Here is a 25340-nt window from a genome sequence, read left to right as displayed (position 1 = left end):
GGGTAGCCTACAAGTTACAGAATTGTTGCTTATGTTCTTGTATCATAGCACACATCGATCTCCGCTGCCAGATCACATTGAACACACCAGCTTTCCTTAAGAAGAAATACCGGTAATCCATTCATTCACTTTGGCCTCATTGTTCTCTACCCATTCTTTGGCCGCATCCTCCGGCGATTGTCCGCCCTGGATCTTGACCATAACCTGAGCCATATCCTCTGCCGTCCACTTGAACTGGCTTAAGAACAAATGCACATCCGGCATATCTTCCTTGAGGCCCTTACGGACCATCGTATGAATCTGCTCGGCACCGCCGTATACATTCTTCGGGTCATCCAGATATTTCAGATCCATATTGGCGAACATCCAGTGCGGAGTCCAGCCGGTTACCACTATAGGTTCATTCTTGTCAAAAGCCTTCTGCAGCTCCTGAGCCATCGCCGCCGAGGAACTCTCCAGCAGCGTATATTCGCTCAAGCCATAGGCTTCAAGCGCAGACTCCGTAGCCGTCATAATTCCGGCACCCGGCTCAATCCCGATAATCCGCTTATCCAGCGTGGCCGCAACCTCCGCATTGTTCAGATCTTCAATGGAGTTAATCTCCATATAAGCCGGAACGGCAAGGCCGGTCTTTGTTCCATCCAGATTCACACCGGCATCCTCAATATCCTTGCCGTATTTCTCCAGATAGGAGGCATGAGTGCCCGGCAGCCAGGCGGCTACCATCGCATCCGCACTTCCGTCGGCAATCCCGGCCCACATCGGCCCGGCATCGACCTGGAGCATTTCCACCTTAACATTAAGCTTGGATTCAAGCACTTCCTTGACTACGTTTGTACTGGCGATCTCGGAATCCCAGGCTACATAAGCCAGCTTCACCGTACTGCCGTCCTTGGACGAGCAGCCGGCTAGCAGAACAACTGCCATCAGCAGCAGCACCAAGATTAACGGACGGCGCTTCATTGATTTCATTGTATTCATATTTATAATACACTCCTATCCTTGTGGTTTGGATTTGAACAGCTTCTGGGTCAGACGGTCCAGCAGTATGGCAATAATAACAATGGCGATCCCCGCCTCGAAGCCCGCGCCGGTCTTGGCCTGCGATACCGCACGGTATACATAGGCTCCGACCCCCTGGGCTCCAATCATGGACGAGATAACGACCATCGACAGGGACAGCATGATCGTCTGATTAATACCGGCCATAATGGTCGGCAGTGCGATCGGCAACTGCAGCTTGAACAGCTTCTGGCTTGCGGTTGAACCGAAGGCATCCGCAGCTTCCACCAGCTCCGGCGACACCTGACGGATGCCCAGGTTGGTTAAGCGGATCGTTGGCGGAATCGCAAATATAATAGAAGCAATGACGCCGGGAACAACCCCCAGCGAGAAGAATGAGACAGCCGGAAGCAGATAGACGAACGCAGGCATCGTCTGCATGAAGTCTAAGATAGGGGTGGCAATGTTCTGGAAGGTCTTGCTCTGCGCACAGAATACTCCCAGCGGAACTCCGATAACTACAGCCAATAAGGAGGCTGTCAGCACAAGGGCCAGCGACTGCATCGACGGGCCCCATAACCCCAGATTATCTATCAGCAAAAGCCCGAGCACTGCAAACAGCGCCATCCGCCATTTGCCGATCCAGTAGGCCAGAGCAGCGATAAGAAGGGTCAACACAATCGCGGGCAGGAAATTCAGCGCCGCATCAATCCCGCTCACCATTCCCCCGATCACAGCATGAATGAAATCAAATATAGGGCCGAAGTAGGTCGTGAGCCAATCTTCGATCCATTCTACGCCCTTTCCGAGCGGTATCTTGGGTATATTCATGAACCTAATCCTCCTTCAGGAACCGCGTTACCGGCCAGGGCAGATAGCACAGCCCCTTTGATAACAATGCCCTTCAGCTTCTCGCCTTCCCCTACTACAGCAACGGGCAGATGTGTCTCCGACATCAGCTCGAACAGATCATTCAGCAGGGTATCCGGCTGAACGCGGGGAATCTCACGCAGCATTACGTCGAGTATGCTGCGGTTCTCCTTCAACGCCTGTGAGGCATTATCCGCAGTCAGCAGACCTTGCAGCCGCATCTCGTTATCTGCCACATACAGGCTGGATACGCCGCTGTCCCGCATAAGCTGCAGGGCAACCCGGGGTCCGCGTTCCGGGCGGATCATCTCCGGCTGGCGCATCACATGAGAAGCAGTCAGGACCTTGGACAGATCCACATCCTCCACGAAGCGCTCTACATATTTGTTCGCAGGCTGGATCAGAATTTCTTCCGGCGATCCGATCTGGACAATGACCCCGTCCTTCATCAGGGCAATTCGGTCCCCGATCCGCAGCGCCTCATCCAGATCATGCGTGATGAATACAATCGTCTTCTTCACTCTGGACTGCAGCTCCAGCAGCTCCTGCTGCATATCCTTGCGGATCAGCGGATCAAGCGCACTGAACGCTTCATCCATCAGCAGGATGTCAGGATCATTGGCCAGACCGCGCGCCAGGCCGACACGCTGCTGCATGCCCCCGCTAAGCTGATCCGGACGGTGATTCTCCCAGCCTTTTAGGCCCACCAGCTCAAGAGCCTCCATGGCAAGACGGGTTCTCTTACTTTTCTCCACCCCTTGAACTTCCAGTCCGTATTCAGCGTTGGCCAGCACACTGCGGTGCGGGAACAGCGCGAACTTTTGAAAGACCATGCCGATGTTCTTCCGCCGGAATTCTCTTAGCTGCTCCGGGTTCATCTTGACAACATCCTTGCCCTTGAACAGCACCTGGCCCCCGGTGGGCTCAATCAGCCGGTTCAATAGACGGACGAGCGTGGATTTACCGCTGCCCGACAATCCCATAATGACGAATATTTCTCCTTCTTCAATGCTGAATTCGGCTTTGTTCACTCCGACCGTCAGCTTGGCCTCCTTGGCGATTCTCTCTTTGGACCAGCCTTGCTCCAGTAATGGAAGCGCCCGTGCTGCATCATGACCGAATACTTTGGTTAACTGTTTCACCTCTATAATTGCCATGGTGACCTCCTTCTCCCCTTTTACTTTCGGGTTAAATGCTACTGACCTAGTGTAACGGACTTACGAAAAGAGAAGCAAAGCGCATATTCGGTTAAAATTTAGTGTACAGTTTTAACTTTACAAACTTTACGTATAGAATACTCTGTTTAACGCCATATTCCGTTACTGATGAATTCTTTACTTCTTGCCAAGGATTTGATTACAATACACTGGAGAGGTTTCTAGCCTGTCAGCCTATTCCTCAGGAGGGACATCATGAACGATTTAGAGGGGCTTCTGCCCGAGCAAATAGAGAAAATCAGCAAGGCCCGTGAACGAGTGATCGATTCTATCGGCAAAAACATGGATTTATACGGAATCACCTTGTCCATCGGGCATTTATACGGTTACATGTACTTCAAGGAGGGCCCGGTCACACTGGATGAACTGAGCAGTAACATGGGCATGAGCAAGACCTCAATGAGTACTGGAGTGCGTACCCTGCTGGATTTGAAGATGATCGACAAAGTCTGGGGCAAGGGCACCCGCAAGGATCTGTTCGAGGTGGTCCCCGACTGGCATCAGAACTTCAGCGACTACTTCTCCATTAAATGGAGAAAAGCGGTTGAAGGAAATATGACCGCACTTAACAAATCACTGGCCGAGATCCGGCAGATGAAAATCGACTATGCGGACGAGCCTGACACTACCCGCCTGCTCCAGACCGACGAGATCAAAATTGAGGAAGCCATCAAATATTACCGCTGGCTGCTGAAGCTGATTGAGTCGCTTGAAACCGGCAAGATCTTTGAATTAATCCCTAAAGAATAATATCAGCTATATGTGCCCATCCTATTCCACAGCCAAGCGGAAAAAGCTATGCCGTCCTCTAAATGGACGGTACGGTTCAGCAATGGACCAACAACAAAAAGCAGCGATTCTCCTATAACGGAATCGCTGCTTTTTTAAATTGTACCCTTACAGATTCTCCACCAGGCTGACGTCATCCATGTAAATATGATTGCCTGCTGCGATGGCAGCATTGGTCTCCGGGCTGTTGCCTTCGATCAGACCCAGCAGGAATACCAGATGCGCTCCGGCATCCGTTCCACCGTTCATGGTGAAGGTGTAGCTGAAGCGCTGCATTTCGCCTGTTAATGCAGCCGGGGTTGCCGGCAGATATTTCGTGTAATCCCCGCCGAAGTGCTCCACCGCCACCTCAACCAGCCGGTTCACATCTGAGCGGGCATTGAAGCTCAAGGTGTAGCTCTTGCCCTGCACCAGCTTCAGATCTCTGTAATCAACCTGGGCGGCGTAGTTCGCTGATCCGGTATAGTTCAGCAGGACTTCCAGTTCCCCGTCCCTGGCTGCGGCTGATCCGGGCCCTTCGAAGTATTGCGTCCAGCCCTTCATGCCTTGACCGGCATCGAAGGTTCCGTTCTCCAGCGTGCCGCTGACCGGTTCAATGACCGGACCGCCTGTAACCTCCCGGACCGCAATATCGTCCAGAGAGATCGTATGCGCTGTGCTGTTGGCCGTTCCGTCTTCGCCCAGCGTTTTGCCGATCAGATAGTTCAGCTTCAACAGATTGTTATTGGTAACCGTGAACTGCGCACTATAGGTCGCCCAGGTTGCCGTGACCTCAAACTTCGCTTGGGCTGGCTGGGCAGAGGTGCCGCCATACTCCACAATCATCTGCCGCGGAACCGTAGACTTGGCTTTGAAGCTCAGTTCATAGGTTGTGCCTGCTTCAAGCCGGATATTCTCCTGATAGAGCTGCGTATGCCAGACTTCTGAACCGGCAGCGTTAATCTGCACCTCCGCTACACCGCCAGCCACTTGGAAGGACGACATGCCCTTGTCCGGGGACCAGATTGACCAGCCTGCATCGCCTGCGCCGAATGAACCGTTGAACACCAGATTATCGCCGCTTTCCAGAATGTACTGGACCACCGGTGCAGCAACATATCCGTCTGCTTCTACGGAGATCATATAGCGGTCCTCTGCCGGGAATACCGCCGCATCCAGCCGAATGATACCGGATTGAACCGCGTACAGCTCCTTCCCGAGCGTTGTTCCGTTTACCTTCACTGCCTTAATCTTGCTCGACCAATCCTCTTTCTCGGCAAAAGTGAGCTCGACCGGCTGCAACACCCGGTTATTGGTGCTGTCCGCAACCAGTTCCTGCGGCTTGGCCGGAGCATCCTTAACCTCGAATTTCACATTGTCGATCATAATATCATGCGCCTGCGCAATGCTTACACCCTCCACTTTGCCGAGCAGGAACTTCAGCGACAAGGTATCCTTGGTCAGTTGTGTAAATTCCATTGCGTAATGCTTCTTCTCCGGTGACAGCTTCACAATCTCGCCATGCGATGGGGAATTTTGTCCATTTTCTGCCCTTACGCTGATCTCACGGGCTACACTGGAACTGGCATCGAATTCGATGATATATTTCGAACCGGCGGCAGCCTTCAGGCCATTCTGGAACATCATAACCGAATAGGCCTCGTTGCCGGTATTCGTAATGTGGAACCTCGCGGCCCCGTCTCCTGCCGCTGAACTGCTCTGTCCGCCCTTCTCGAAGAGCAGCTGATTCCAACCATTGAAGCCATTGCTGAAATCGCCGTTCTTAAGCGGAAAGTAGTCGATATCGGGATCGTAATAGAAGCTTGTGCGCAGCAGCAGGAACTGATCCAGCACCACGGTTCCGGCATCGCCGCCAAGCCGCAGCACGAATTGGCCCAGATGATCCGTTACTCCCGCGAGATCAGTGAACACAGCTTCCGCCTGCTGCTTGCCTGCAGTAAGCTGCACCGGCTGTGAAGCATATACCGAACCGTCATGGCCCCGCAGTTCAACTGTGGCCGTCCGTGCGGAGGAGCTGTCCGCCTCGAAGGTCAGCTTGTAATCATGCCCCTGCACCAGGAAAATCCCCTTCTGCAGCAGGGTAACATCGGCCTCCGCGCCTCCGTTTCCTGCAATCCCCAGCTCCAGCCGGCCGTCCTTAACCACCGGGCTGACCTCAGCACCTCCCGTACCTTCGACATGCCAATAACTGCGTCCGTTCACTTCTCCCAGATCGAAGCTGCCATTGTAGAGATGGTTGCCGCTGCCGAGCGGCGTTTTGGCACTGTCATGATCGAAGGGAATCTGATCAATCTCTTCTAGTCTTGCATTGCCGAGCCATACCGGGGAAGCATTAGTGCCCATGTTGAACTCGACCCGCGCCGCATTATCCGAGTTCTCCTTCATCTGGAACATCGTCTCGAAATGCTGAATGTCCGGTGTCAGCCCAGCCTTGAACGCCGGAGAATACGACGGGAATCCCAGCGTTGCGCCGCCGGTCAGCCGGGCTGTGAACTCCCGGGCCGTATCTGTCTTCGCGTCGAAGCTCAGCTTGTAGAATCTGCCCTTCGCCAGAGAGACAATGGCCTGCGGCTGAATGGAGTAGGAGTTGCCTCCGGGCTTGCTGATGTTCACCTGAAGGAAATTCTTCCCGCCGAGCTGCTCAACGGATAGAGCCGCATCCGCTCCTTCATCCTTATACAGTACCCAGTGTGCTGTATTCGGGATGCCCATTCCGGCATCACCCTCCACTTGTTCAGTGAAGCTGCTGTTATGAATGAAGTTGCCGTCTGCAAGCGGCAGCTTAGCCCCCTCCAGATACGGCTCCTTCTCCCACTGGACCGGAACCGGCTGCCGGTAGTCGCGTCCGGTCAGCTCGTATATTCGTACATAGTCAATCTCCATGGAACTCGGAAATACCGTATCCTCCGTTGGATTACCGTCAAAGTTACCGCCAACCGCCAGATTCATCAGCAGGTGGAACTTCTGGTTGAACGGTGCCGGGTAAGCATTCATGGCCGGCTGGCCGCTGCTCTTGCTGTACCAGTCATTATTCGTGGAGTATAATACGCCATCCACGTACCAGCGGATCTCTCCAGGCTCCCACTCAATAGAATAGTTGTGGAACTCTTCAATCGTGGAGCCGCCCGGCAGCACATATTCCTTGCCGGAATAGACATTATCCGGCCACTGGGAACCATAGTGGATGGTGCCGGCAACCACATTCGGACGGCTGCCCCAGCCTTCCATAATATCAATCTCCCCGGAGGCCGCCCAATTGCCGTAGGCATAGTCTTCCGGCAGCATCCAGATCGCAGGCCAGAGACCTTTGCCTGCCGGAGCCTTCGCCCGGATCTCGAATTTGCCGTACATTTTGCTGTACAATCCATTTGTTTTGATTCGGGTAGAGGTGTATGGCTTGCCGCCTACGGCCTCCTTGCGCGCGGTGATGATCAGCTTGCCGCCCTGTTCCTGCACATTCTTCGCATCATTGGTGTAATACTCCAGCTCATTGTTGCCCCAGCCCGGATTCCCGACAGCGGTGCCATCACCGAGATCATAGGTCCACTTCGCGGGATCAATGACATTGTCATCGAATTCATCATTCCACACAAGGCTCCACGGATCTGTGGTTGGCGCCGGGGTTGCTTCCGGCGTCGGCTCTGGCGTAACTACTGGTGCAGGCGTCCGTGTCGGCTCCGGCGTAGCTGTGACAGCCGGTGTAGCCGTGGCCGTCTCTCCGCCGCCTCCGGCAGCAGGCGCCCGGCTGGCCTGCGGTGCAGCCGGATTCAGGTTCGTGCTGCTGCCCTGCTTGAGGGCGAAGCCGCCGACAGTAACATCCTCCGCCTGGTTCAGCACAGTGCCGAAGCTGCCGCTGCCACGGATCGCCAGGCCTTTGGCACCGGCCCGGATGAGCAGCTCGGCTACCTGTGCTTTGTCCTGCAGCACAATTGTGCCGGGAGCGCCCCAGATCAGCTTGGCGAGCTTGCCGGAGAAGTTCAGCGTAAGGCTGCCTCCGGCCGGATCTGCGGTGGATACCACTCCATAATTCCCTTTAAGGGCGACCGTCTTCTGCCCTGCCGGAAGTATAACATCGGTGAATCCCTCTCCGGTCAGGCTGCTTTCTTCAAGGCTGGCACCGGAGTTCAGGTATACGGTTCCCGTCACGGTGGACCCGCTGGCAACAATGCGGATGGTGCCCCGGGGCTTCGCAACCTGAACAGCGCCGAGGCTGCTGTTCAATAAGGTCACGCTATGTTCACCGCCGCCGCGGATATAGGTTGTGCCTTTTACCTGCACACCTTCAATCCGGATATCGCCTTCTCCGATCCCCTCGGTAAGATACAGATTCCCTTCGATTACGCTGTCCTTGAGCGTAGCTCCTTCATGGTTCAGCACCACATTTCCGTGTACCGTTCCCGGCTTCACTTCCCCGCCGGAGGAATACAGCTCCTGCACCAGTGTGTCTGCCAGCTTGGCCAGCTCGGCGCGGGTAATACTCCCGCCCGGCTTGAACAATCCGCCAGGGTAACCCTGGATGTATCCGGCTGCCGTGAAGGCATCCGCTGCCGATCTGACCTCACTGTCCGCCCCGGCCAGATCGCTGTATAAGGCCCCGGTATGGTTGACAGTCTCCAGCCGGAAGATCTTCTGCAGCGCCACAACCGCCTCCCCGCGCTTCAGCTTGGCTGCGGGCTGGATATGATGATCCGCTCCCGCGCTTAGATATCCCGCCGCTACCGCCTTGGCGATATCGTTCTTGTACCACGCTCCCGCAGGCACATCAGCCGGGAGCGAAGCAGCCATCTCCGTGTAGCCGAATATACGGTTGACGATTGCCGTGAATTCTGCCCGGGTCACCTGCTGATCCGGCCGGAAGCTGCCGTCCCCGTAGCCGGAGATCACTCCGCTGCGGCTCCAGCGCTGCACGGCATGTGCCGCCCAGCTATCTGTCTTCACATCAGTAAACGCTTTCAATTTATCGCTGGCCAAGCTTCCGTTCTGCATAGCAGCGGCGGTCTCCGCCTCTGCTGCATGCCCACTCTTGGCCGGCAAGGCACCTGCCGTTCCGCCTCCCAGCGGCGACAAGAGTCCAGTAACGATTACAGCAGCTGCTAACAACGCTGATATATTCTTTTGCATAGGGTAAATGCCTCCTCTAATCTCAGTCTCGTCCTTCGCGTAATCACACGGTCAGGCCTTGCTCAGCTGCAATAATCGAAATCGGTTTCGATCATATGCGTACTTGTTCCCTGGCTGTAATTAACCTTTGACTTGTTTCGGTAAGTTGAATAGACTCTAGGAAGCGGGGGTGGCAACAGCCATGCAAATGAATATCAAAAAAATTGCCGAAATGGCCGGGGTCTCTGTATCCACTGTCTCAAAAATTATGAACAATTACAGCGATGTCTCCGAAAAAACGAAGCGAAGAGTGCTCGATATTATCGAACAAACCGGATATACGCCCTCAAGCTCCGCCAAGACGCTGGCGACCAAGAAGTCGAACCTGATCGGGGTTATTTTTGCCGGTGAGCTGAATGTGGAATTTACCCATCCTTTTTTCGTAGAAGTGCTGAATTCCTTCAAGAAACAGATGGGCGTACTGGGTTACGATCTGATCTTCTTCTCGAATGAGAAGTTCATTAACAGCGGCGATTACTATTCGCGTTGCCTGCATTTCCATGTGGACGGCTGTGTCATTATCTCCGGTCAACAGATGGAGCCTGCGATCCAGGAGCTGGACCGGAGCCATATCCCCTGTATCGGCGTTGATCTGGAGCTGACCGGCAAGAAATCAGGGTATGTCATGTCGGACAATTACCAGATTGCTTCCAAAGTGGTGGAGCATTTCTACCTGCTCGGTCACCGGGAGCTTGGATTCATAGGCAGCACAGCAGATTCGGACATCTCCAACCGCCGTGAAGCGGGATATGTCAGCGCCATTGCCGGGTTCGGCCTGGTCATGAATCCGCAGTGGTTCGTACACGGTGACGATTTCTTCGAACCCAGCGGCTATGCGGCGATGAGCTCGTTAATTCATTCGGGAGATTTGCCAAAAGCAATCTTCGCCGCCTCCGACCTCCTCGCCCTCGGCGCAGTCCGCGCCTTGAAGGAGCAGGGTCTGCGTGTTCCCGAGGATGTGGCCATCATCGGCTGTGACGATATCGAGGCCTGCCAGTATACCAGTCCTACACTGACTACCATCCGCCAGAACAAGGAACGGCTGGGTGTGCTTGCGGCCCATATGCTGTTCGATCTCATCAACAATCAGTCTGAAGGCGGCTCCTTTGTCGTCGAACCGGCTCTGATCGTCCGCGAATCCTGCGGTAGCGGGCTAAGCCGGTGAACCGCAGTCTCCTCCGGGTACAGATTACACTACCTCCCCTCTGTTTCTTTGTTCTGCTTGCTTGGCTGAACCCTGCTGAAACCGCTTTCGATTATATAATCTCTCATTTGATAGGATGGTTCAAGGCACCATTTTTCTGATTAGGGGGACCATATTTCGGCTTGGTCCCCATTATTTGTGTTTAATTTACAAAGCTGTTGGAGCAGCTACCTGAGGGTCCAGCGATAGTCTGACCAATTGACCCGCATGGGCAAGGCCTGCTCCGAAGCCGTACAGTAATACACGCTGGCCGCTGCGTACCTTACCTTCGCGGATACCCAGGTCAAGGGCAAGCGGAATACTGGCTGCTGAGGTATTGCCGAAATATTCAAGACTATATAACGCCTGCTCAAAAGGATAGCGGAGCCGTTCACAGATCGGTTCAATCATCCGCAGATTGGCGCTGTGCGGGATGAACCAGTCTACTTCTGCGAGGTCTGCCCCTGCGTTCTCCAGCACCTGCTGTACCCCCTGCGGAACTGTACGGACCGCCCATTTGAAGACCTCCCGTCCGTTCTGTACCAGCTTGCCAGTACCTGCGAGTTCTACTCCGTTCACCTTGTCCGCCAGCCCCGTGCGGTAGACATGCTGCGCCCCGCTCCCGTCACTGCCGAGATGGAATCCCAAAAAATCATCCTGGCCGCTCCCGCTCTCCACCAGCACCGCTCCTGCTCCATCACCGAACAGAATGCAGGTGCTGCGGTCGGTGTAATCGGTTATTTTAGACAACGCATCGGCACCTATAACCAGCACTTTATGATGGAGTCCCGAGGACACCAGCGCATGGGCCGTATGCAGTGCATAGACGAATCCGGCACAGGCGGCACTCAGATCTATCGCCCCTGAAGTCAGCGGAATGCCCAGACGATGCTGCACAACGGACGCCACAGAAGGGAATGTGAAATCAGGCGTGCTGGTAGCCACGAGAATCATGTCGACATCCTCTACACTTTTACCGTAACGCTGCATCAGATCCTGCACGGCGGCCGTACATAGATCACTGGTGTGTTCATCGCTGCCGCTGATTCTGCGCTCCCGGATACCCGTCCGCTGCACAATCCATTCGTCATTGGTATCGACCATCTGCTCCAGATCATGATTCGTAAGTCTCCGGGCCGGCACATAAGTTCCAATCGCTGTAATTCTTGCACCCTTCATCTTCATTTAAGTTCACCTCATATTTAAATTTAATTTAGTATCTACTATTAGTACTTGGTACTAATTATAACTCTGCTCCGTATATTTTGCAAAAATGTTTTCTCGGAAGCGTCAAGTGTTTGCGGAGCCTGTAGGGAATGTTGTAACCCATCGCATACTAAGAGTTTGCCGTGCCCGATTAAAGTACATGTCGTCTACTTAATTGCACTCCGTACACCTAAATCATCTGATATTCCAACTATGATACGTTTAGTTGTATTTCGTACACCTAAAATTCCGTCTCTACCGGGTTTCTTCCTATTCGGGCAGATTTAGTTGTACAAATTACAGTTAGAAGAGGAAATTCTTCCTTTTCACAGTTTTTAAATGTACAGAATACAACTATCCCTTTGTTTGATTTTTTGCAATCGTAGTATAGAATATCTCTTACATAGTCTGCCAAAAAGGGGATGCCTATGAACAGGTTAGGAAAGTTATTATTAGCACTTATTCTTATAGTGATAATCACTGGGTGTAGTAAATTCAATTCTATGCCGTTACCTGAGATGGTTGCTACTTTGGAGACCGGGGAGACGGTTCCTGTGGAGATTAGTACATATAGTTGGGGTGCCAAAGAATTATATGGTGGCCCATGGGAAGCTATGGAGGACAAAGATCCCGAGATCATTCCGGGCGGATCGACAATTACTATACAATTCGACTCTACACCTGATTCCATACTAATAAGAGAACACTTTAGTAAATACAAGTTCAAAGATATAACCGAATCTAACCAATTTCATGTCCCGGATAGTAAAGGCACCTACATTTATGGAGTAATGGCTACTTGGAAGAAGGGTTCTGCGATTTATGCCTTGAAGATTCAAGTTGAATAGAGCAAACTTCTATTTAACCTTAAAAGCCCGGTCCCCTAACAGGACCAGGCTCTTTCACTTACAAATTCTATTCGCACGCCCCAAGGAACGACTCCCCCTGATCTCACCAGATCTCACAGGTCTCTCCTGATCTCACTGGCCCCCAAGCTTTTATCGTTCCGCCAACTCCCCACCAACCCGCTCCACCAGTTTCTCCGGCTTGGCGGTGTTCCGCGAACGGCAGTTCAGAAGCTCCACTGCTTCTCCATTCTCGATGTAAAAGGCCGGGCCGTCATGGTTCTCAATGCTGACCTGCTGAAACTGCACATCGCGGACATTGCCGAGATAGAAGCCCCGGCGCTGCATATCCTCCATGCCGCTCATCATATCAGGATGGCCGGGCACCGCATGTTCCGCCATGGAAATATCAATATTGGTGAAGCTTATCTCCGAGATCACCTGCTCGGCCAGCCCGTACAGGAATCCCGCCGCAGCGTGGACATTGCGGGCCGTAATATTGGCATAATGAATCCGCCGGAACTGCGGCGTCTCCTCCGTCACCGGATACGGATTCTTGTCCCAGACGTATTTCTCCTTGCCCCGGGGTCCGCAGTAATAATAGAGATTAAGTGTGAAGGGACAGATCACATCCTCCATTACAATGTTGCTGACCCGGACATCCTCGATGATCCCGCCGCGCCCTCTGCGCGATTTCATGCGGATGCCGCGGTCCGTCTGCTTGAATACACAATTGCTGATCGTCACATTGCGGATATCTCCGCTCATCTCACTGCCCAGCACCACGGCTCCGTGGCCGTGGACCATAACGCAGTTCGTAATCGTGATATTCTCGCAGGGAATCCGCTCCTTGGTATCCTCGGTGCCTGCCTTGATGGCAATGCAGTCATCGCCTACATCAATATGACAATTGCTGATGCGGACATCGCGGCAGGACTCGGGGTTAATCCCGTCTGTATTGGGCGAATCAGCCGGATTCAGAATCGACAGATTGTCAATCAGCACATTGCTGCAGCCGATAGGGTTCACTGTCCAGCTGGGAGAATTAATCAGCTGGACATCCCTGATCGTTACCCGGCTGCAGTTGTCGAAGCCGATTAATCTCGGGCGGGGATACTCCAGCTCTTCCGGGTGGTTCCGGTGCTTCTCCCACCAGGGCGCACCATTCCCGTCGATCGTCCCGCTTCCTGTGATGGAGACATTCACAAGCTCCGCCCCATAAATGCAGGCTGCATGAACCTCCTGCTTCACGCCTTCCCACCGGGATTCCACGGCCGGATAATCCGCCGGATCAGTGCTGAAGGACAATACCGCTCCAGGGCTTAAATGCAGCTGAATGTTGCTGCGCAGGCGCACCGCACCTGTCAGGAAGATGCCAGCCGGAACATACACCGTGCCTCCTCCGGCGCTGTACGCCGCCCAGATAGCATCCGCAATCGCTGTCGTTGCCGGAACCCCACTATCCCGGAGCGCTCCGTAGTCCACTATATTAAACACAGTACGCCTCCTTCATTCTAATCCGCTGCTGATTCAGGCGGCTCAAGCTTTGCTACGCTTTCCGCCGCATACAGTCACTTCAAGCTTCACTACGATTCTGCCGAACCCCCAGTCTCAGGCTCTGCTACACTTTGGCCGGGTACAACGCCTGCATCTCCACACAAGCCATAACCAGCGCCCCCACCCCATGCAGATCGTTGCTGACCTTCGGGCGGGTGACATAGCTCTGGTAATCTCCCGCCGAGGTTCCGATGCAGATATCCGGCAGAACCAGCCGGTCCTGCTCATCCCACTGCAGCACCTGAATTAAGCCTTCATAGCCTTTGCGTGCTGCAGTTACGGCTTCTTCCTCCACGGAAGAGGGCAGGATGCCCAGCTTCACCGCACGGGCAATCGTGTAGACGAACAGGCAGGAGCCGGAGGTCTCCAGCCAGTTATCCGGCTCTGTTCCCTTATCGACTACCTGATACCACAGACCGCTCTGCGGGTCCTGATAGCGGATCAGCGCCTGCACGAATCCGCTCAGCTCGGCAGCCAGCTCCACCCGCCCCCGATCTTGCTCCGGCAACTCATCCATAAACTGCGAGAGCGCCAGCCCGTACCAGCCGAGCGAACGGCTCCAGAACTCCGGCGAGCAGCCGGTATCCGGGTTCGCCCAGGGCATTCTGCGGCTCTCATCCCAGGCATGGTAGAGAAGTCCCGTGGCCTCGTCCTTCATATATTTGCGCATCAGCCGCTCCTGATGCAGTACCTCGCTGCGCAGGCCCTCTTCTCCATAGGCATTCGCATACTTCAGCGAGAACACCCCGGCCATATATAGTCCGTCAAGCCACATCTGATTCGCATATTTATCCTTATGCCAGTACCCGCCTTCGGAGGTCCGGTTCAGCGTCAGCAGCAGATGGCGGAGCTTGGCCGCTGCTTCCCGGTACTTCGGCTTCCCGGTCCGTTCATGCAGCTTGAACAGCAGCAGCCCCGCCTGTACAGCATCCAGCTCATCGCGGGCAAAGTCGAAATTCCCCTGCTCATCCACCAGATCATCCACATACTGCTGGATATATTCGATGTAACGGTCTTCCCGGACCGCCTCCCACAGCAGCTCCATTCCGCACAGAAATACGCCTTGGTGGTAATGCCAGCGGTGTGCAGGCGGGAGCTCTCCCGCCTGATACGTATCCATCAATGAATCACAGGCCTTTTGCGCCCATTCTATCGGTGTTTGCGGCAGACTGCCAATCATCGTTATTCCCCTTTCAATCATTCAGAATATCCGGTCTTCCCTTAGCATCAGCGATTTCCCCGTCAGCATCAGCCCTTCATCGAGCCTAGCATCGCACCTTTGGCAAAATGCTTTTGCAGGAACGGATACACCATCAGAATCGGCAGCGTAGCCACCACGATAACAGCCATCTTGATCGTCTGATCCGGCGGCGGCACCGTGCCATCGAGCGCTGCACTGTGATCCATCCCGCTGGCCAGCACGACAATCTGCCGCAGCAGGACCTGAATCGGCCACTTGGCGCTGTTATCCAGATACAGAATGGCGCTCATATACGTGTTCCAGTACGTCACGGCATAGAACAAGGAGATCGTGGCAATCGCCGGCAGCGACAGCGGCAGTACGATTTTGAACAGAATCCCGAAGTCATTGCAGCCGTCAATCTTGGCCGATTCCTCCAGTCCTTCAGGAATGTTCTGGAAAAAATTCTTCAATATAATCATATTAAACGCACTGATCGCGGACGGAAGAATAAGCGCCGCATACGAGTCGATCAGTCCCAGCTCCTTCACCACCAGGAACGTCGGAATCATTCCGCCGTGGAACAGCATCGTGAACACCACCAGGAAGTTGAAGACCCGGCGGCCGTCCAGATCCCTGCGGGAGAGCCCGTAAGCCATCAGCGCCGTGACGAACATACTGAACAGAGTTCCTATCAGCGTTACCCCGATGGATACGCCGAGCGCTCTGAAGATCGTATTCGTTGAGAAAATAAATTTATAAGCCTCAAAGCTCCATACCTTGGGAATCAGCACAAACTTGTTGGCGGCCAGCTCTGCACTGGTAGTGAAGGAGCCTGCGACTACATGGACGAACGGAAGCACTGTTACCAGCGCGATGAGTGCAAGCAGCGTAAAGTTGACGGCAGAGAATATTCTGCCGCTGATCGTGCGGTCTTCTACCATTTCAATTCCTCCTGCGGCATATTAATAAACGCCTTCTTCTCCTATTTTCTTGGAAATCTTGTTGACGGTCATGACCATGATCAGACCCACGATTGACTTGAAGAAGCCAATGGCGGTACTGTAGCTGAACTGCCCTTGCCGCAGTCCGGCGGTGTAGACATACGTATCAATAATTTCCGCCACCTCACGGTTCATGGAATTGAGCAGCAGATAGACATGCTCGAAGCCCAGATCGAGGACGGAACCGATTTTCAGAATAAACAGGGTGATGATCACTCCCCGGATGGCCGGAAGGGTAATATGCCAGACTTGTCTGAGCCGTCCGGCTCCGTCCATGCGCGAAGCTTCATACAGCCCGGGATCAATCGCAGCAATGGAAGCCAGATAGATAATCGTCCCCCAGCCCGCTTCCCGCCAGATCACCTGAAGGATATACATCGGCCGGAACCAGCCGGGGCTGAGCAGGAAATTGATTTTGGAGAATCCGAAGTAGGCCAGCAGCTCGTTGATGATCCCCCCGTCCATCGTCACCATGACGAAGGAGATCGAGACGACGATGACCCAGGACATGAAATGCGGCAGATAGACCAGGGTCTGGAAGAATCTTTTGAAGAAGGTGCCTCTCAGTTCATTAAGCATCAGGGCCAGAATAATTGGAATCGGAAAATAAATCAGGATATTCATCCCGAACAGAATCAGCGTATTCGCCAGAATGTTCAGAAAATCAGGTTCGGTGAACAGGCGGCTGAAATGCTTCATTCCAACCCACTCGCTCCCGGTAATCCCTTGGTAGGGCTTGTAGTCCTGGAAGGAAATAATCAGCCCGTACATCGGGAAATATTTGAAGACAATGAAATACAGCACGCCGGGGATCAGCATCACATAGAGTAATTTGTTTCTCCACAGCCGCTTCTTCAGCTCACTGCTGCTCTTATATTGCTTCGGCTTCGGTTCGGGAACTGCGCGGGGCGGGGCGGTAACTTCCTGCATGATTCTCTTCCTTTCTCTGTAAATTCTTCTATAGTGGAGAAAAAAGCTGCCGGAGCGCTAACCCGAGGCAGCCCACTTCCTGTTCAGCTCACAGCCAAAGCTGCTGCGCTCTGTTTATTTGGTGTAAGCGGCATTATATTCTTCGATGATGTTCGCCCCGCCCCGGCTTTTCCAGTTCTCGACTTCCTTCTCGAATCCGGCCTTATCGAGCTGACCGTACATGTATTTATAAGTGGCATCCGTAATAATCTGCTGAAGCTCAACACCCTTAGACGTATAGGTTGCCGAATCCAGTGCTGCTGTAGGATCTGCTACCCCTACCTTCACATTCTCCAGCACCAGCTCTTCCGCATGAATCCGGCCCGGCAGCACGTTCAGACTCTGATACATACCGTTCGTTTCGTATTCGCCAATGACGCTGTCCTTGAAGCCTTTGACTTCACGTTCAATCAGCTCTTTATTGTCTGTAGCCTTGGCCTTGCCGTCCACTACGGTGTAATGGGTGCCTTCAATGCCCCAGTACATCAGGTTGGACACTTCAGGGGTCATCATATAGTCGAAGAACTTCAGAATTTGCTTCAGCTCCGCTTCATCCTTTACCGCAGATTTCGGGAACAGCACTACGTTGTTATAACCGGGAATCATCCACTGGGCGAACTTGCCTTCGGGTCCGGCCACCATACTGTGGGTATCCAGCACGGCATCCGGCACGTTCTTGATCAGGTCCTTGTTCAGGGAATCAATATCCTGCATCGAGCCGCCGATATAGAGGCCCGCCTTGCCGCTGACGAACGTATTCACCGCATCCGTCTTACTGGTTGCTGCGAAGTCCTGGTTCATGTATCCGCCTTCACGCAGCTTCCGGAAGAAATCCATCGTGTCGATATATTGCGGGAAGGTGAACTCCGGTGCCAGCTGGCCGTCCTTCTCTGCCCAGTTGTTCGGCGTGCCGAACCAGGAAGAGACCGTTTTGAATGCGCCATACACCAGCTCATTGCGGTCTACCAGTCCGATGGTATCCTTCACGCCGTTGCCGTCCGGGTCCTGCTCGGTGAAGGCTTTGGCCATGGCGAACAATTCCTCGGTATTGGCGGGTGCGGCCAGTCCCAGCTTATCCGCCCAGTCCTTGCGGTAGATAATCCCCTGGCGGGCCAGCGGACGCCCGATGTACAGGGTATAGAGCTTGCCGTCCACCTTCGTGTTATTCAGGATCTCCGGCTTCAGCTTGTTCAGGTTCGGGAATTCGCTGAGGAGCGGCCCGATCTCCCAGAACTGCCCGTCCTTGATCGCTTCCTTCATCTGCAGGAAGGTCGTCTGATTCTTCAGATAGGTCACCTGCGGCAGAGAGCCTGTGGCGAACGAGGAGTTCAGCTTCTCTTCATACGTATCTGCCGGGAAAAACTGATAGGTCAGCTTCGTATTCGTTATTTTCTCCACTTCCGTCTTGATCGTGTCCGGCGGAGTATCTGTCGTGTTCAGCGGTAGCATAATCTTGATCTCTGTCGGCTTCTCCGGCTCTGCGGCCGGGTCCGTGGTTGCGGTTGTGTTGGTCCCGGTGCTGGCGCCCGGGTCTTTCGTAGCTGCCGCCTCTTTGTTGTTGTTACCGCCGCAAGCGGACAACATGCTGAGTGTCAGCAGCGAGCTTAGGAGCAGGGTGAAGGATTTTTTTGTCATTCCTTTGTGACCTCCGTTTAACTTGTATTGGTTACAAGCCTCACAATACAGGGCACGAAGGATTACGAATACAATCATTTCCTCATAAAAGCGCGCTGGGCGTAGGGGTGTGGGTTAATGATTATCGTGTGATGGGGGGAGGGGGATATGCATTGGAAGCTAACCCCTTGGGGAGCGCGGGGGGCGGGACTGCGTGAGCTTTGAACTTTCGGCCGCTGTTGTCTCCTGATGTTGTTGATTATATTGCTTGCAGCAGATAACATCCGGAGACAAAGGCGGACGCTATCGCTCCTACAGTTCCAAATCTCCCTCCGTCCCTTTCTGCCGCTCCAGGGGTGGGGCCTTTCAATGCATATCCTTGAAGGGGGGGCAAAAAGGCTACCCCGCCGCTTCGCGCGGCGGGGCTTGGATTAAGAGCTGGGGGAGGACGGTGAAGCTTGGGTTCAGAGTGGCAATGCAGGAGCTATACCAACAGCGTGGGCGGAACTTGGTGGCGACAAAAGTGCGGCGAAGAGCAGGAATGAGAGGTTAACTTCTCCTGCAAACAAGCAAGTGGAAAAAGGTATCTTAATTAGGCTCACTTCTGAGAAAAGGCGGAAGTAGTTGGAAAAAAGGCATCTAATTATGTTAGTTTTGCCTACTGCGGCTGAATTGGGGGAATTTAAGTGTTGTTTTTCCAACTGTTGCTTTAACAGCGTTTATTTGCTCGTCAGCAAGCGGAGGAATTCCAACTATTTCCGGAGTCATAACATCTGTGTTTGTTTAGTCCTCTACTTCCAGCGGAGTTAGCCGCATTTTACGTATGATAAGGCGGGGGATCATGAAGGAACTCATTGACTTTTTGTCCTGACAATAATATATTATTGTCAGGACAAAAAAGGAGGTGAAGCGATGTCCTCCAAAAAGATAGGGCGTCCACCATCTGACAAACCCAAAAGCCAAACAATTGAGATACGTGTCGATCAGGAAATCATGAGCAAGCTTGATGCTGCTGCCGATAAGCTGAATACGTCACGTTCTGCAATTGTCCGCAAAGGGATTGAAAAGGTGTTTGACGAGCTCCAAAAATAAAAAAGGAAGCAGCGTAAGTCCCGCAAAGAACACCGCTACTTCCTACCACGCAACCGCTTGGATAAGCAGACTGCATAAATATCCTACCATGTGCAGGAAGCTCATTCAAGCGATGCGATGATAATAGTGGGAGGACGAATATGACAGCAATTTTGGAAGCCTTGTACCGCGGGAAGCTTCAACCCGATATGACCATTGTGCCATCTCATCCAGAATATCGCTCTGCATGCAAACAGGTAACAGCGGAGACACAGCAATGGCGCGAACGGTTAGGGGAAGAAGTGTTTCGAGAATTAGAGGAATATTTGGACTTGTGCGACAGCGTGAACAGTATGCATGTGGAAGCTGCCTTTATTGAAGGGTTCAAGTTAGGAGCAAACCTATTAATTGAAGTAATGAGTAATCGGGAGACTTCATAATAGTCAGCTGGCCCGAATCATTCCCGGGAGAAGTACAGCATTAGACCAACTCTGAAATAAACATAGGCGTAGCACCATGCTCACTCGAAAATCCACACTTAAAGTAGAAATCTACTGCATTCGGATAAGAAATTAGCACTTTATTTTTATATTCTTTATATCGATTGAGCATAGTGGTCATCATTTCTTTACCTACTCCTTTCCCCTGATAACTGGGATTGATAAGCATATAAGGGAAATACACTGTTAAAATACCATCAGACAGGGCATTTACGAGACCAACGAGCTTCTCTCCATCCCAAGCTCCCACAATTGAATGAGAGTTTTGAATTGCTTGCATAAGCTCATTTGGATATTTCCCGGACTCCCAATTTACCGATAGAAATAACTCTTGAAGCGTCTCCTTAGTGATAAACTCAATATTTGAAGCGTAACGGATATTCATCTCAGCACCATCTTTCCTAAATGTTTGTTAGATACAGATCTTTTCCTCTGGTCAGGTTAACATTAAATAGGTATAAAGATAATGGAATGTTCGAAGAAACTTTTGTACTAATTAGCATAGCTGCCTGTTAACTTAATGAAGAATCATTAGGGTCAAGGAGTAGCTCTTGGGAGTGCAAAGAGGATCTTCTCTACATTTATGCTAATAGATGAATTTGTCGCGGAACGCCTGATTATTCTATACTTATCCTTATGAGGTGATTATCATGAAGAAGAAAATAAATCTTGATGATGCTGCTCGTCGGTTTGCAGGCGGTCATTACGTTGAGCAATCGATGCCCGGCGCCAATCCCGAGCGTGACAAAATGGTTAGCGATGCAATAGCTAAATTAAAGCAGGGTCAATCTGCTACCAAGGTTCGCCAATAGGGCGGGCCTTTTTTGTTAAAGAATAATGAAACAAGTATAGTCGACTACCCCTCTGCAAAATATCATGCAAAGTCTGATATAAAAGCGCATCCGTTCAAAGCAAACAGAACCCAATTGTGTCGCACTAATCTACACTGGTTTAATAGTGGAGAATGATGTACATTGCTTAAGCCCCACCGCTGTAGCAAGTGGTAGGGCTTTTATTTGGATCATCGGATTATGTCCATCAAAGATTGTCAAGGAATAACTCAGCCTTCCCCGTGAGTGTATATGGATATCCCTGGCGGATTTGGTACGGTTGGCCCGGCAATAACGGGCACTAGAATGATACTAAGAACAGTTAGAAGTACAACTACAATTTTCTTCATGATTTCCCCCTCCTGAAAAAGTTGTTAGTAGCAGATATTTTTGGCTGACAGGTTGCAATATAGCTTAGCCGTCTCCGTGATTAAATAAGGATAAAATAGGGGAGTTCGGTGCTTCCACCACTACAATAATCGGTGACAAGATGATGCTAAAAACCGTTAGAAGTACAACTACTTTTTTCTTCATAACATACCCCTCCTAATAGTTGAGTTTGATACTGATCCTGAATTTCTTGATTCGCAACATTTCTAAACCTTTCAAATAGAGTCACACATTCAAGTACATTCCTTTCATTATTTAAGTGTTGGAAATTTATTATAGTTTTTAACAATAAATCAAAACCTTTAGTGTACTCCTCTTTATATAAATAATAATAAGCGAGTTCATAGATTAAATTAGCTTGACGATCCATAGCAAGGTTTCGCGAATACCTACTTTTAATAAGCTCAATTAATATTTCTTCTACTTCTTGCTGATAAAACTCTAGCGTCCTATCAATATTAAGTTGATTTTTATTAGCTGCTCTCAAAATATATAACAAACCAATAACTAGTTCATTTCTATGTTTATCAATATAGGCGACATAAGATTCCAATACTGTGGTATCCCCACTCAGTAACTTTGTAATATAAATATTTGCTTTTGACCATTCATGAAACAAGTTCTTCCAGTGTTCTACAGCATCGCCCTGCTCTCTTACCCAGCTTAAATCAGCATACGCATCTTTGTATCCCAATGCCCCCTCATAATCCCCCAGCTCATCACAAACGTTCCCCCGCAGCAAGTCACTGTATGCAATATAAAAGAACAAAGGCCTTATAGGAAGTTTGCCGGATTCGGCCGATTTCAGGTCAGAATGGTATTTCAGGTCGTATTGGATTCTGGCCTTGTGACCCATTGTAGAAGCAAATTCATCGACCTTGTCCCAGCGCTGTAGCGAACGGTATGTATTGGCAAGCTCTTTGAGTGCGTCCAGTTGGTCCACTTCATCCAGTCGCTCGACAAAAGGCTCGAACCGGTTAGCCGCCCACAAATTTCTGTCCTGATCATCACTGAGCGATATGGTGAACAGCCTGAACTGGCATAACGCCAGCCGTTCCGAATGCTGGTAGCGTTCGGCTTCGGCGACAATCTCATAGATCATGGCGGCGGCCTTCATTTTACCGGCAGTCAACATCTCTTCGGCAATATCAAACAGCAAGGGCGCATACATCAAATTGTCCAGAATATGGCGGGCAATCCGCTGCATGCTATCCAGCTTATTCAGATCTGCACAGCGGAGCAGCAGCGGACCAATTCTGCGCCAGTCAGAAGAACCGCCGATAATGTAATTATCAATATACAGGTCGTAGAAGAATCCCTCCTCCTGCCCCATAGCCTGCGTGATCCGGTCAAGCTGCTGCATCGCAATCGGCCGGTACCCATGAAGTATATTGCTAAGTGTGCCGGAATGAAGCTGGGAACGCTTGGCGAATTGAGTGATCGTCAGAGCCTTTTGCCTCAAATACTCCTCCAGTTCTCCTAATATCGTGGTTGTTGTTGCCTCCAAGTCCTAACCACCTCTCTCATTCAAATTTGGCAGTAAATAGAATTTTATCCCTTTTGTTATACAAAATATACCAGTGGTCGATTCAATTATCAAGCTTTATTTATGTATTTTTCCTAAACTTTTAAAATTTGGCATTACAGTTGCCACTTTCGCCATCCAAGGCATCTTTTAACTTATTCAGGTGCGGAAATAGGAGCTGGACGCTTCGAATTTCCACGGGTAGACGCGGCTCGCTGTTCTGCAATAAGTGAATCGGGCGGGCGTGGGTCTGCCGGAGAAGGCAGGACTGAATCCATTGGGTGATGGTGATGCATAGAGTCAAGGTAGCTTACGTGCATTGCTGAGCGCGGCGGATGATCTAAATGGAATTTGTACATCTAATTTTACAACATTAGCACATTTACAGAGAATAATTGGATAAACAACACTTAATCGCTCCGATTTCTGCTAAATCCAAAAGGTTCGGTGAATTAGATGTACTTTTTCCAACTGCTTACCCCCAACACTACGTTACAGAAGAATTAAGTGCCTTTTTTCCAACTCCTGTTTGCCCTGCCCTCCTCGCCCAAAGCAGGACATCAATGCAAAAAGCCCCACCGCTTCGCGGCAGGGCCTTTCAGATAATAACGGGTTCCATATTTTATCCTCATAATCCAGCAAGTTATAAATAACCCTTATCTTACCACAATTTAGAAGTTATACGCGACATAGCGGCTTATCTCTGAGCTAGTTGTAACCCCGGCTCTATACATCTGTCCCTCACTCCTCCAGACTCCTCGCCTTAGCCTCCGCCTCCGAGTACTCCTGAATAATCAGGCTGCCCCCGCTGATCCGCCATTTCTCGACCTCCCCGGCGAAGCCGGCGGCGTCGATATTGCCCAGAATATAATTGTAGGTCGCATCCACGATAATGGCGGACAGCTCGGCGTTCTTCTCATCATAGGTGGGGGAGGTTAGACGTACGGCCGGGTCATCGACCAGGAACTGCTCGTTATCCCGGCTGAGCTGGTCGGCAAGGGCTGTAAGCTGCTCTTTCCGGGCGACTTCTTTGATATGCGGGTTGCCCACATCGGCGATCATCAGGGAATTGAGCGGATTGACCTCATACACCCGAAGCTGGGACGTTTCTTCCGGAAGAATCACTTTGCCTTCCCCGTCCAGCTTATAGTGGCGGCCCTCGAAGCCGTAGGCCATCAGGTTGGCTACATCCTCATCCATCGTGCGGTCGAAGAATCCGAGGACCTGCTTCAGCTCCTGCTCGGTGGCAATGGCTTTGCGGGAAAAGAGATACAAGCCGTTGTACTTGGGAATGGACCATACCCTGTATCCTTGCGGCCCCTTAACCCGGTTAATTAGCGTCAGCTCCGCCCTGGGGTTGATTGCCTTGGCCTCAATGGAGAGCCGCTGCACATCTGTCATGCTCCCGATAAAAATCCCCGCTCTCCCGTGGATGAACTTATCCCGCTGCACCTCTTTGCTGGTCAGGGCGAAATCCTGGTTGATGATCTGCTCCTTATACAGCTTGCGCATGAAATTCATCGTGTCCATATACTCAGGGGTCGCAAATTCCGGGATGAACCGGCCGTTCTCGATCTTCCAGTTATTCGGCGTGCCGAAATAGGAACTTAACGTCTTGAATACACCGTACACCAGATCGTTGCGGTCCACCAGTCCGAGGGTGTCTGCCTTGCCGTTGCCGTCCGGATCACTATAGGTGAACTGCTTCATCACCTCGTACAGCTCCTCCAGCGTACCGGGCGGACTGAGGTGCAGCTTCTCCAGCCAGTCCTTGCGGATAATAATGCCCTGCCGGGAGGCAGGCCTTTCTGTATAGAGTCCATAGATCCCCCCGTCCACCGTGGTCTGCCTGAGAATCGCCGCATTCAGCCGGCTGAGATTCGGGAATTCCTCCAGGTAGGGGCCAATCTCCCAAAAAGCGCCGGAACGGATCATATTCTTAACCGGATTATAATCGGTGAATTTCACGAACGTCACTTTACCCAGAGATCCGGTGGTCAGCGCTGTATTCATTTTGTCGGTGTAGACCCCCTCCGGCACCCAGGTCATATCCAGCTGGGTCCCGGTTAATCTCTCAATCTCGGCGATCAGCTCCCCCGAAGGCGTCTGCGGAAAATGCAGCGGTGCCAGAATCGAGATCGGCGCAGGGGCACCCGCTGGATCGGAACGCTCAGACTCATCCCCGCTGCAAGCGCTTAACATAATGAACGATAAAAATAATATGAAGTACCCTGCAAGAGTCCCCTTCCTGCGCGCCAATCCTTTGAACATTCCATAACCTCCTGAATCGAAATATTCATATCATTTCAGCCCTAATGTATTGAATAATTCAGCGTATGTATGAATGAGTAGAGAAAATGATTATTGCGGCACCAGATGATTATTGTTATTATCCTTCGTGATGCATACACTTAAGACAGTGATTTCC

Annotated in this window: 19 protein-coding genes; 6 read left to right on the top strand and 13 right to left on the bottom strand. The window is 51.7% G+C overall.

What is annotated here, in order from left to right; genetic code table 11:
• Positions 1 to 96: 96 nt before the first annotated feature.
• From HQN87_RS09880 to HQN87_RS09870, 3 genes are read right to left on the bottom strand one after another with little or no spacing between them, the layout of a single operon-like run.
• Positions 97 to 963 carry a glycine betaine ABC transporter substrate-binding protein gene (locus HQN87_RS09880; RefSeq protein WP_173132525.1) on the bottom strand — a complete coding sequence of 289 codons (867 nt, stop codon included), beginning with the start codon at positions 961 to 963 and terminating at the stop codon, positions 97 to 99.
• A gap of 33 nt (positions 964 to 996) precedes the next feature.
• Positions 997 to 1833, bottom strand: coding sequence for an ABC transporter permease (locus HQN87_RS09875; protein WP_173131540.1), 837 nt, complete (start codon positions 1831 to 1833; stop codon positions 997 to 999).
• On the bottom strand, positions 1830 to 3029 hold the full coding sequence (locus HQN87_RS09870; protein ID WP_173131536.1) for a quaternary amine ABC transporter ATP-binding protein: 1200 nt from the start codon (positions 3027 to 3029) through the stop codon (positions 1830 to 1832). Before HQN87_RS09870 ends, HQN87_RS09875 begins: the two co-directional genes overlap by 4 nt.
• A gap of 255 nt (positions 3030 to 3284) precedes the next feature.
• On the opposite strand from HQN87_RS09870, the gene HQN87_RS09865 reads away from it, so the two are divergent.
• Complete coding sequence (locus HQN87_RS09865; protein ID WP_173131533.1) at positions 3285 to 3839, top strand: GbsR/MarR family transcriptional regulator; 555 nt, start codon at positions 3285 to 3287, stop codon at positions 3837 to 3839.
• Positions 3840 to 3986: 147 nt separating this feature from the next.
• Here the strand turns inward: HQN87_RS09865 and HQN87_RS09860 are convergent, their stop codons facing one another.
• On the bottom strand, positions 3987 to 8999 hold the full coding sequence (locus tag HQN87_RS09860) for a carbohydrate binding domain-containing protein (RefSeq protein ID WP_173131530.1): 5013 nt from the start codon (positions 8997 to 8999) through the stop codon (positions 3987 to 3989).
• 187 nt (positions 9000 to 9186) lie between these two features.
• On the opposite strand from HQN87_RS09860, the gene HQN87_RS09855 reads away from it, so the two are divergent.
• Positions 9187 to 10203, top strand: coding sequence for a LacI family DNA-binding transcriptional regulator (locus HQN87_RS09855; RefSeq protein WP_173131527.1), 1017 nt, complete (start codon positions 9187 to 9189; stop codon positions 10201 to 10203).
• Positions 10204 to 10389: 186 nt separating this feature from the next.
• Here the strand turns inward: HQN87_RS09855 and HQN87_RS09850 are convergent, their stop codons facing one another.
• On the bottom strand, positions 10390 to 11400 hold the full coding sequence (locus HQN87_RS09850; RefSeq protein WP_216857243.1) for a ketoacyl-ACP synthase III: 1011 nt from the start codon (positions 11398 to 11400) through the stop codon (positions 10390 to 10392).
• A gap of 455 nt (positions 11401 to 11855) precedes the next feature.
• Between HQN87_RS09850 and HQN87_RS09845 the strand changes: the two genes are divergently transcribed.
• Positions 11856 to 12275 (top strand): hypothetical protein, encoded by a 420-nt coding sequence (locus tag HQN87_RS09845; protein ID WP_173131521.1) that lies wholly within the window; start codon positions 11856 to 11858, stop codon positions 12273 to 12275.
• 150 nt (positions 12276 to 12425) lie between these two features.
• Here HQN87_RS09845 and HQN87_RS09840 read toward each other — a convergent pair whose 3' ends face one another.
• From HQN87_RS09840 to HQN87_RS09820, 5 genes are all read right to left on the bottom strand, one after another.
• Positions 12426 to 13769 carry a glycoside hydrolase family 28 protein gene (locus HQN87_RS09840; RefSeq protein WP_173131518.1) on the bottom strand — a complete coding sequence of 448 codons (1344 nt, stop codon included), beginning with the start codon at positions 13767 to 13769 and terminating at the stop codon, positions 12426 to 12428.
• Positions 13770 to 13893: 124 nt separating this feature from the next.
• The gene (locus HQN87_RS09835; RefSeq protein ID WP_301953169.1) at positions 13894 to 15030 is read right to left on the bottom strand and encodes a glycoside hydrolase family 88/105 protein; all 1137 of its coding nucleotides are present in this window, start codon (positions 15028 to 15030) and stop codon (positions 13894 to 13896) included.
• Positions 15031 to 15077: 47 nt separating this feature from the next.
• Positions 15078 to 15953 carry a carbohydrate ABC transporter permease gene (locus HQN87_RS09830; RefSeq protein WP_173131515.1) on the bottom strand — a complete coding sequence of 292 codons (876 nt, stop codon included), beginning with the start codon at positions 15951 to 15953 and terminating at the stop codon, positions 15078 to 15080.
• Between the two features lie 21 nt (positions 15954 to 15974).
• Positions 15975 to 16943, bottom strand: coding sequence for an ABC transporter permease (locus HQN87_RS09825; RefSeq protein WP_173131512.1), 969 nt, complete (start codon positions 16941 to 16943; stop codon positions 15975 to 15977).
• Between the two features lie 114 nt (positions 16944 to 17057).
• Entirely contained in the window at positions 17058 to 18617 is a 1560-nt protein-coding gene (locus tag HQN87_RS09820) for an extracellular solute-binding protein (protein WP_173131509.1), read from the bottom strand.
• An 891-nt stretch (positions 18618 to 19508) separates the two neighbouring features.
• Here HQN87_RS09820 and HQN87_RS09815 point away from each other — a divergent pair.
• Both HQN87_RS09815 and HQN87_RS09810 read left to right on the top strand, forming a co-directional pair.
• Positions 19509 to 19688, top strand: a complete 180-nt coding sequence (locus tag HQN87_RS09815) for a ribbon-helix-helix protein, CopG family (protein ID WP_173131506.1) — start codon at positions 19509 to 19511, stop codon at positions 19686 to 19688.
• Between the two features lie 140 nt (positions 19689 to 19828).
• Complete coding sequence (locus HQN87_RS09810; RefSeq protein WP_173131504.1) at positions 19829 to 20107, top strand: DUF6809 family protein; 279 nt, start codon at positions 19829 to 19831, stop codon at positions 20105 to 20107.
• Between the two features lie 40 nt (positions 20108 to 20147).
• On the opposite strand, the gene HQN87_RS09805 is transcribed toward HQN87_RS09810, so the two are convergent.
• On the bottom strand, positions 20148 to 20552 hold the full coding sequence (locus HQN87_RS09805; RefSeq protein ID WP_173131502.1) for a GNAT family N-acetyltransferase: 405 nt from the start codon (positions 20550 to 20552) through the stop codon (positions 20148 to 20150).
• 265 nt (positions 20553 to 20817) lie between these two features.
• On the opposite strand from HQN87_RS09805, the gene HQN87_RS09800 reads away from it, so the two are divergent.
• Positions 20818 to 20979 (top strand): hypothetical protein, encoded by a 162-nt coding sequence (locus tag HQN87_RS09800; RefSeq protein ID WP_173131500.1) that lies wholly within the window; start codon positions 20818 to 20820, stop codon positions 20977 to 20979.
• Between the two features lie 514 nt (positions 20980 to 21493).
• Here the strand turns inward: HQN87_RS09800 and HQN87_RS09795 are convergent.
• Entirely contained in the window at positions 21494 to 22894 is a 1401-nt protein-coding gene (locus tag HQN87_RS09795; protein ID WP_173131498.1) for a helix-turn-helix domain-containing protein, read from the bottom strand.
• Positions 22895 to 23653: 759 nt separating this feature from the next.
• Positions 23654 to 25183, bottom strand: a complete 1530-nt coding sequence (locus tag HQN87_RS09790) for an extracellular solute-binding protein (protein WP_173131496.1) — start codon at positions 25181 to 25183, stop codon at positions 23654 to 23656.
• Positions 25184 to 25340: the final 157 nt, after the last annotated feature.

Origin of the sequence: Paenibacillus tritici, from assembly GCF_013204885.1 — a bacterium.
Lineage (GTDB): Bacteria > Bacillota > Bacilli > Paenibacillales > Paenibacillaceae > Paenibacillus_AQ > Paenibacillus_AQ tritici.
This window is presented reverse-complemented; position numbering and strand designations above follow the sequence as displayed.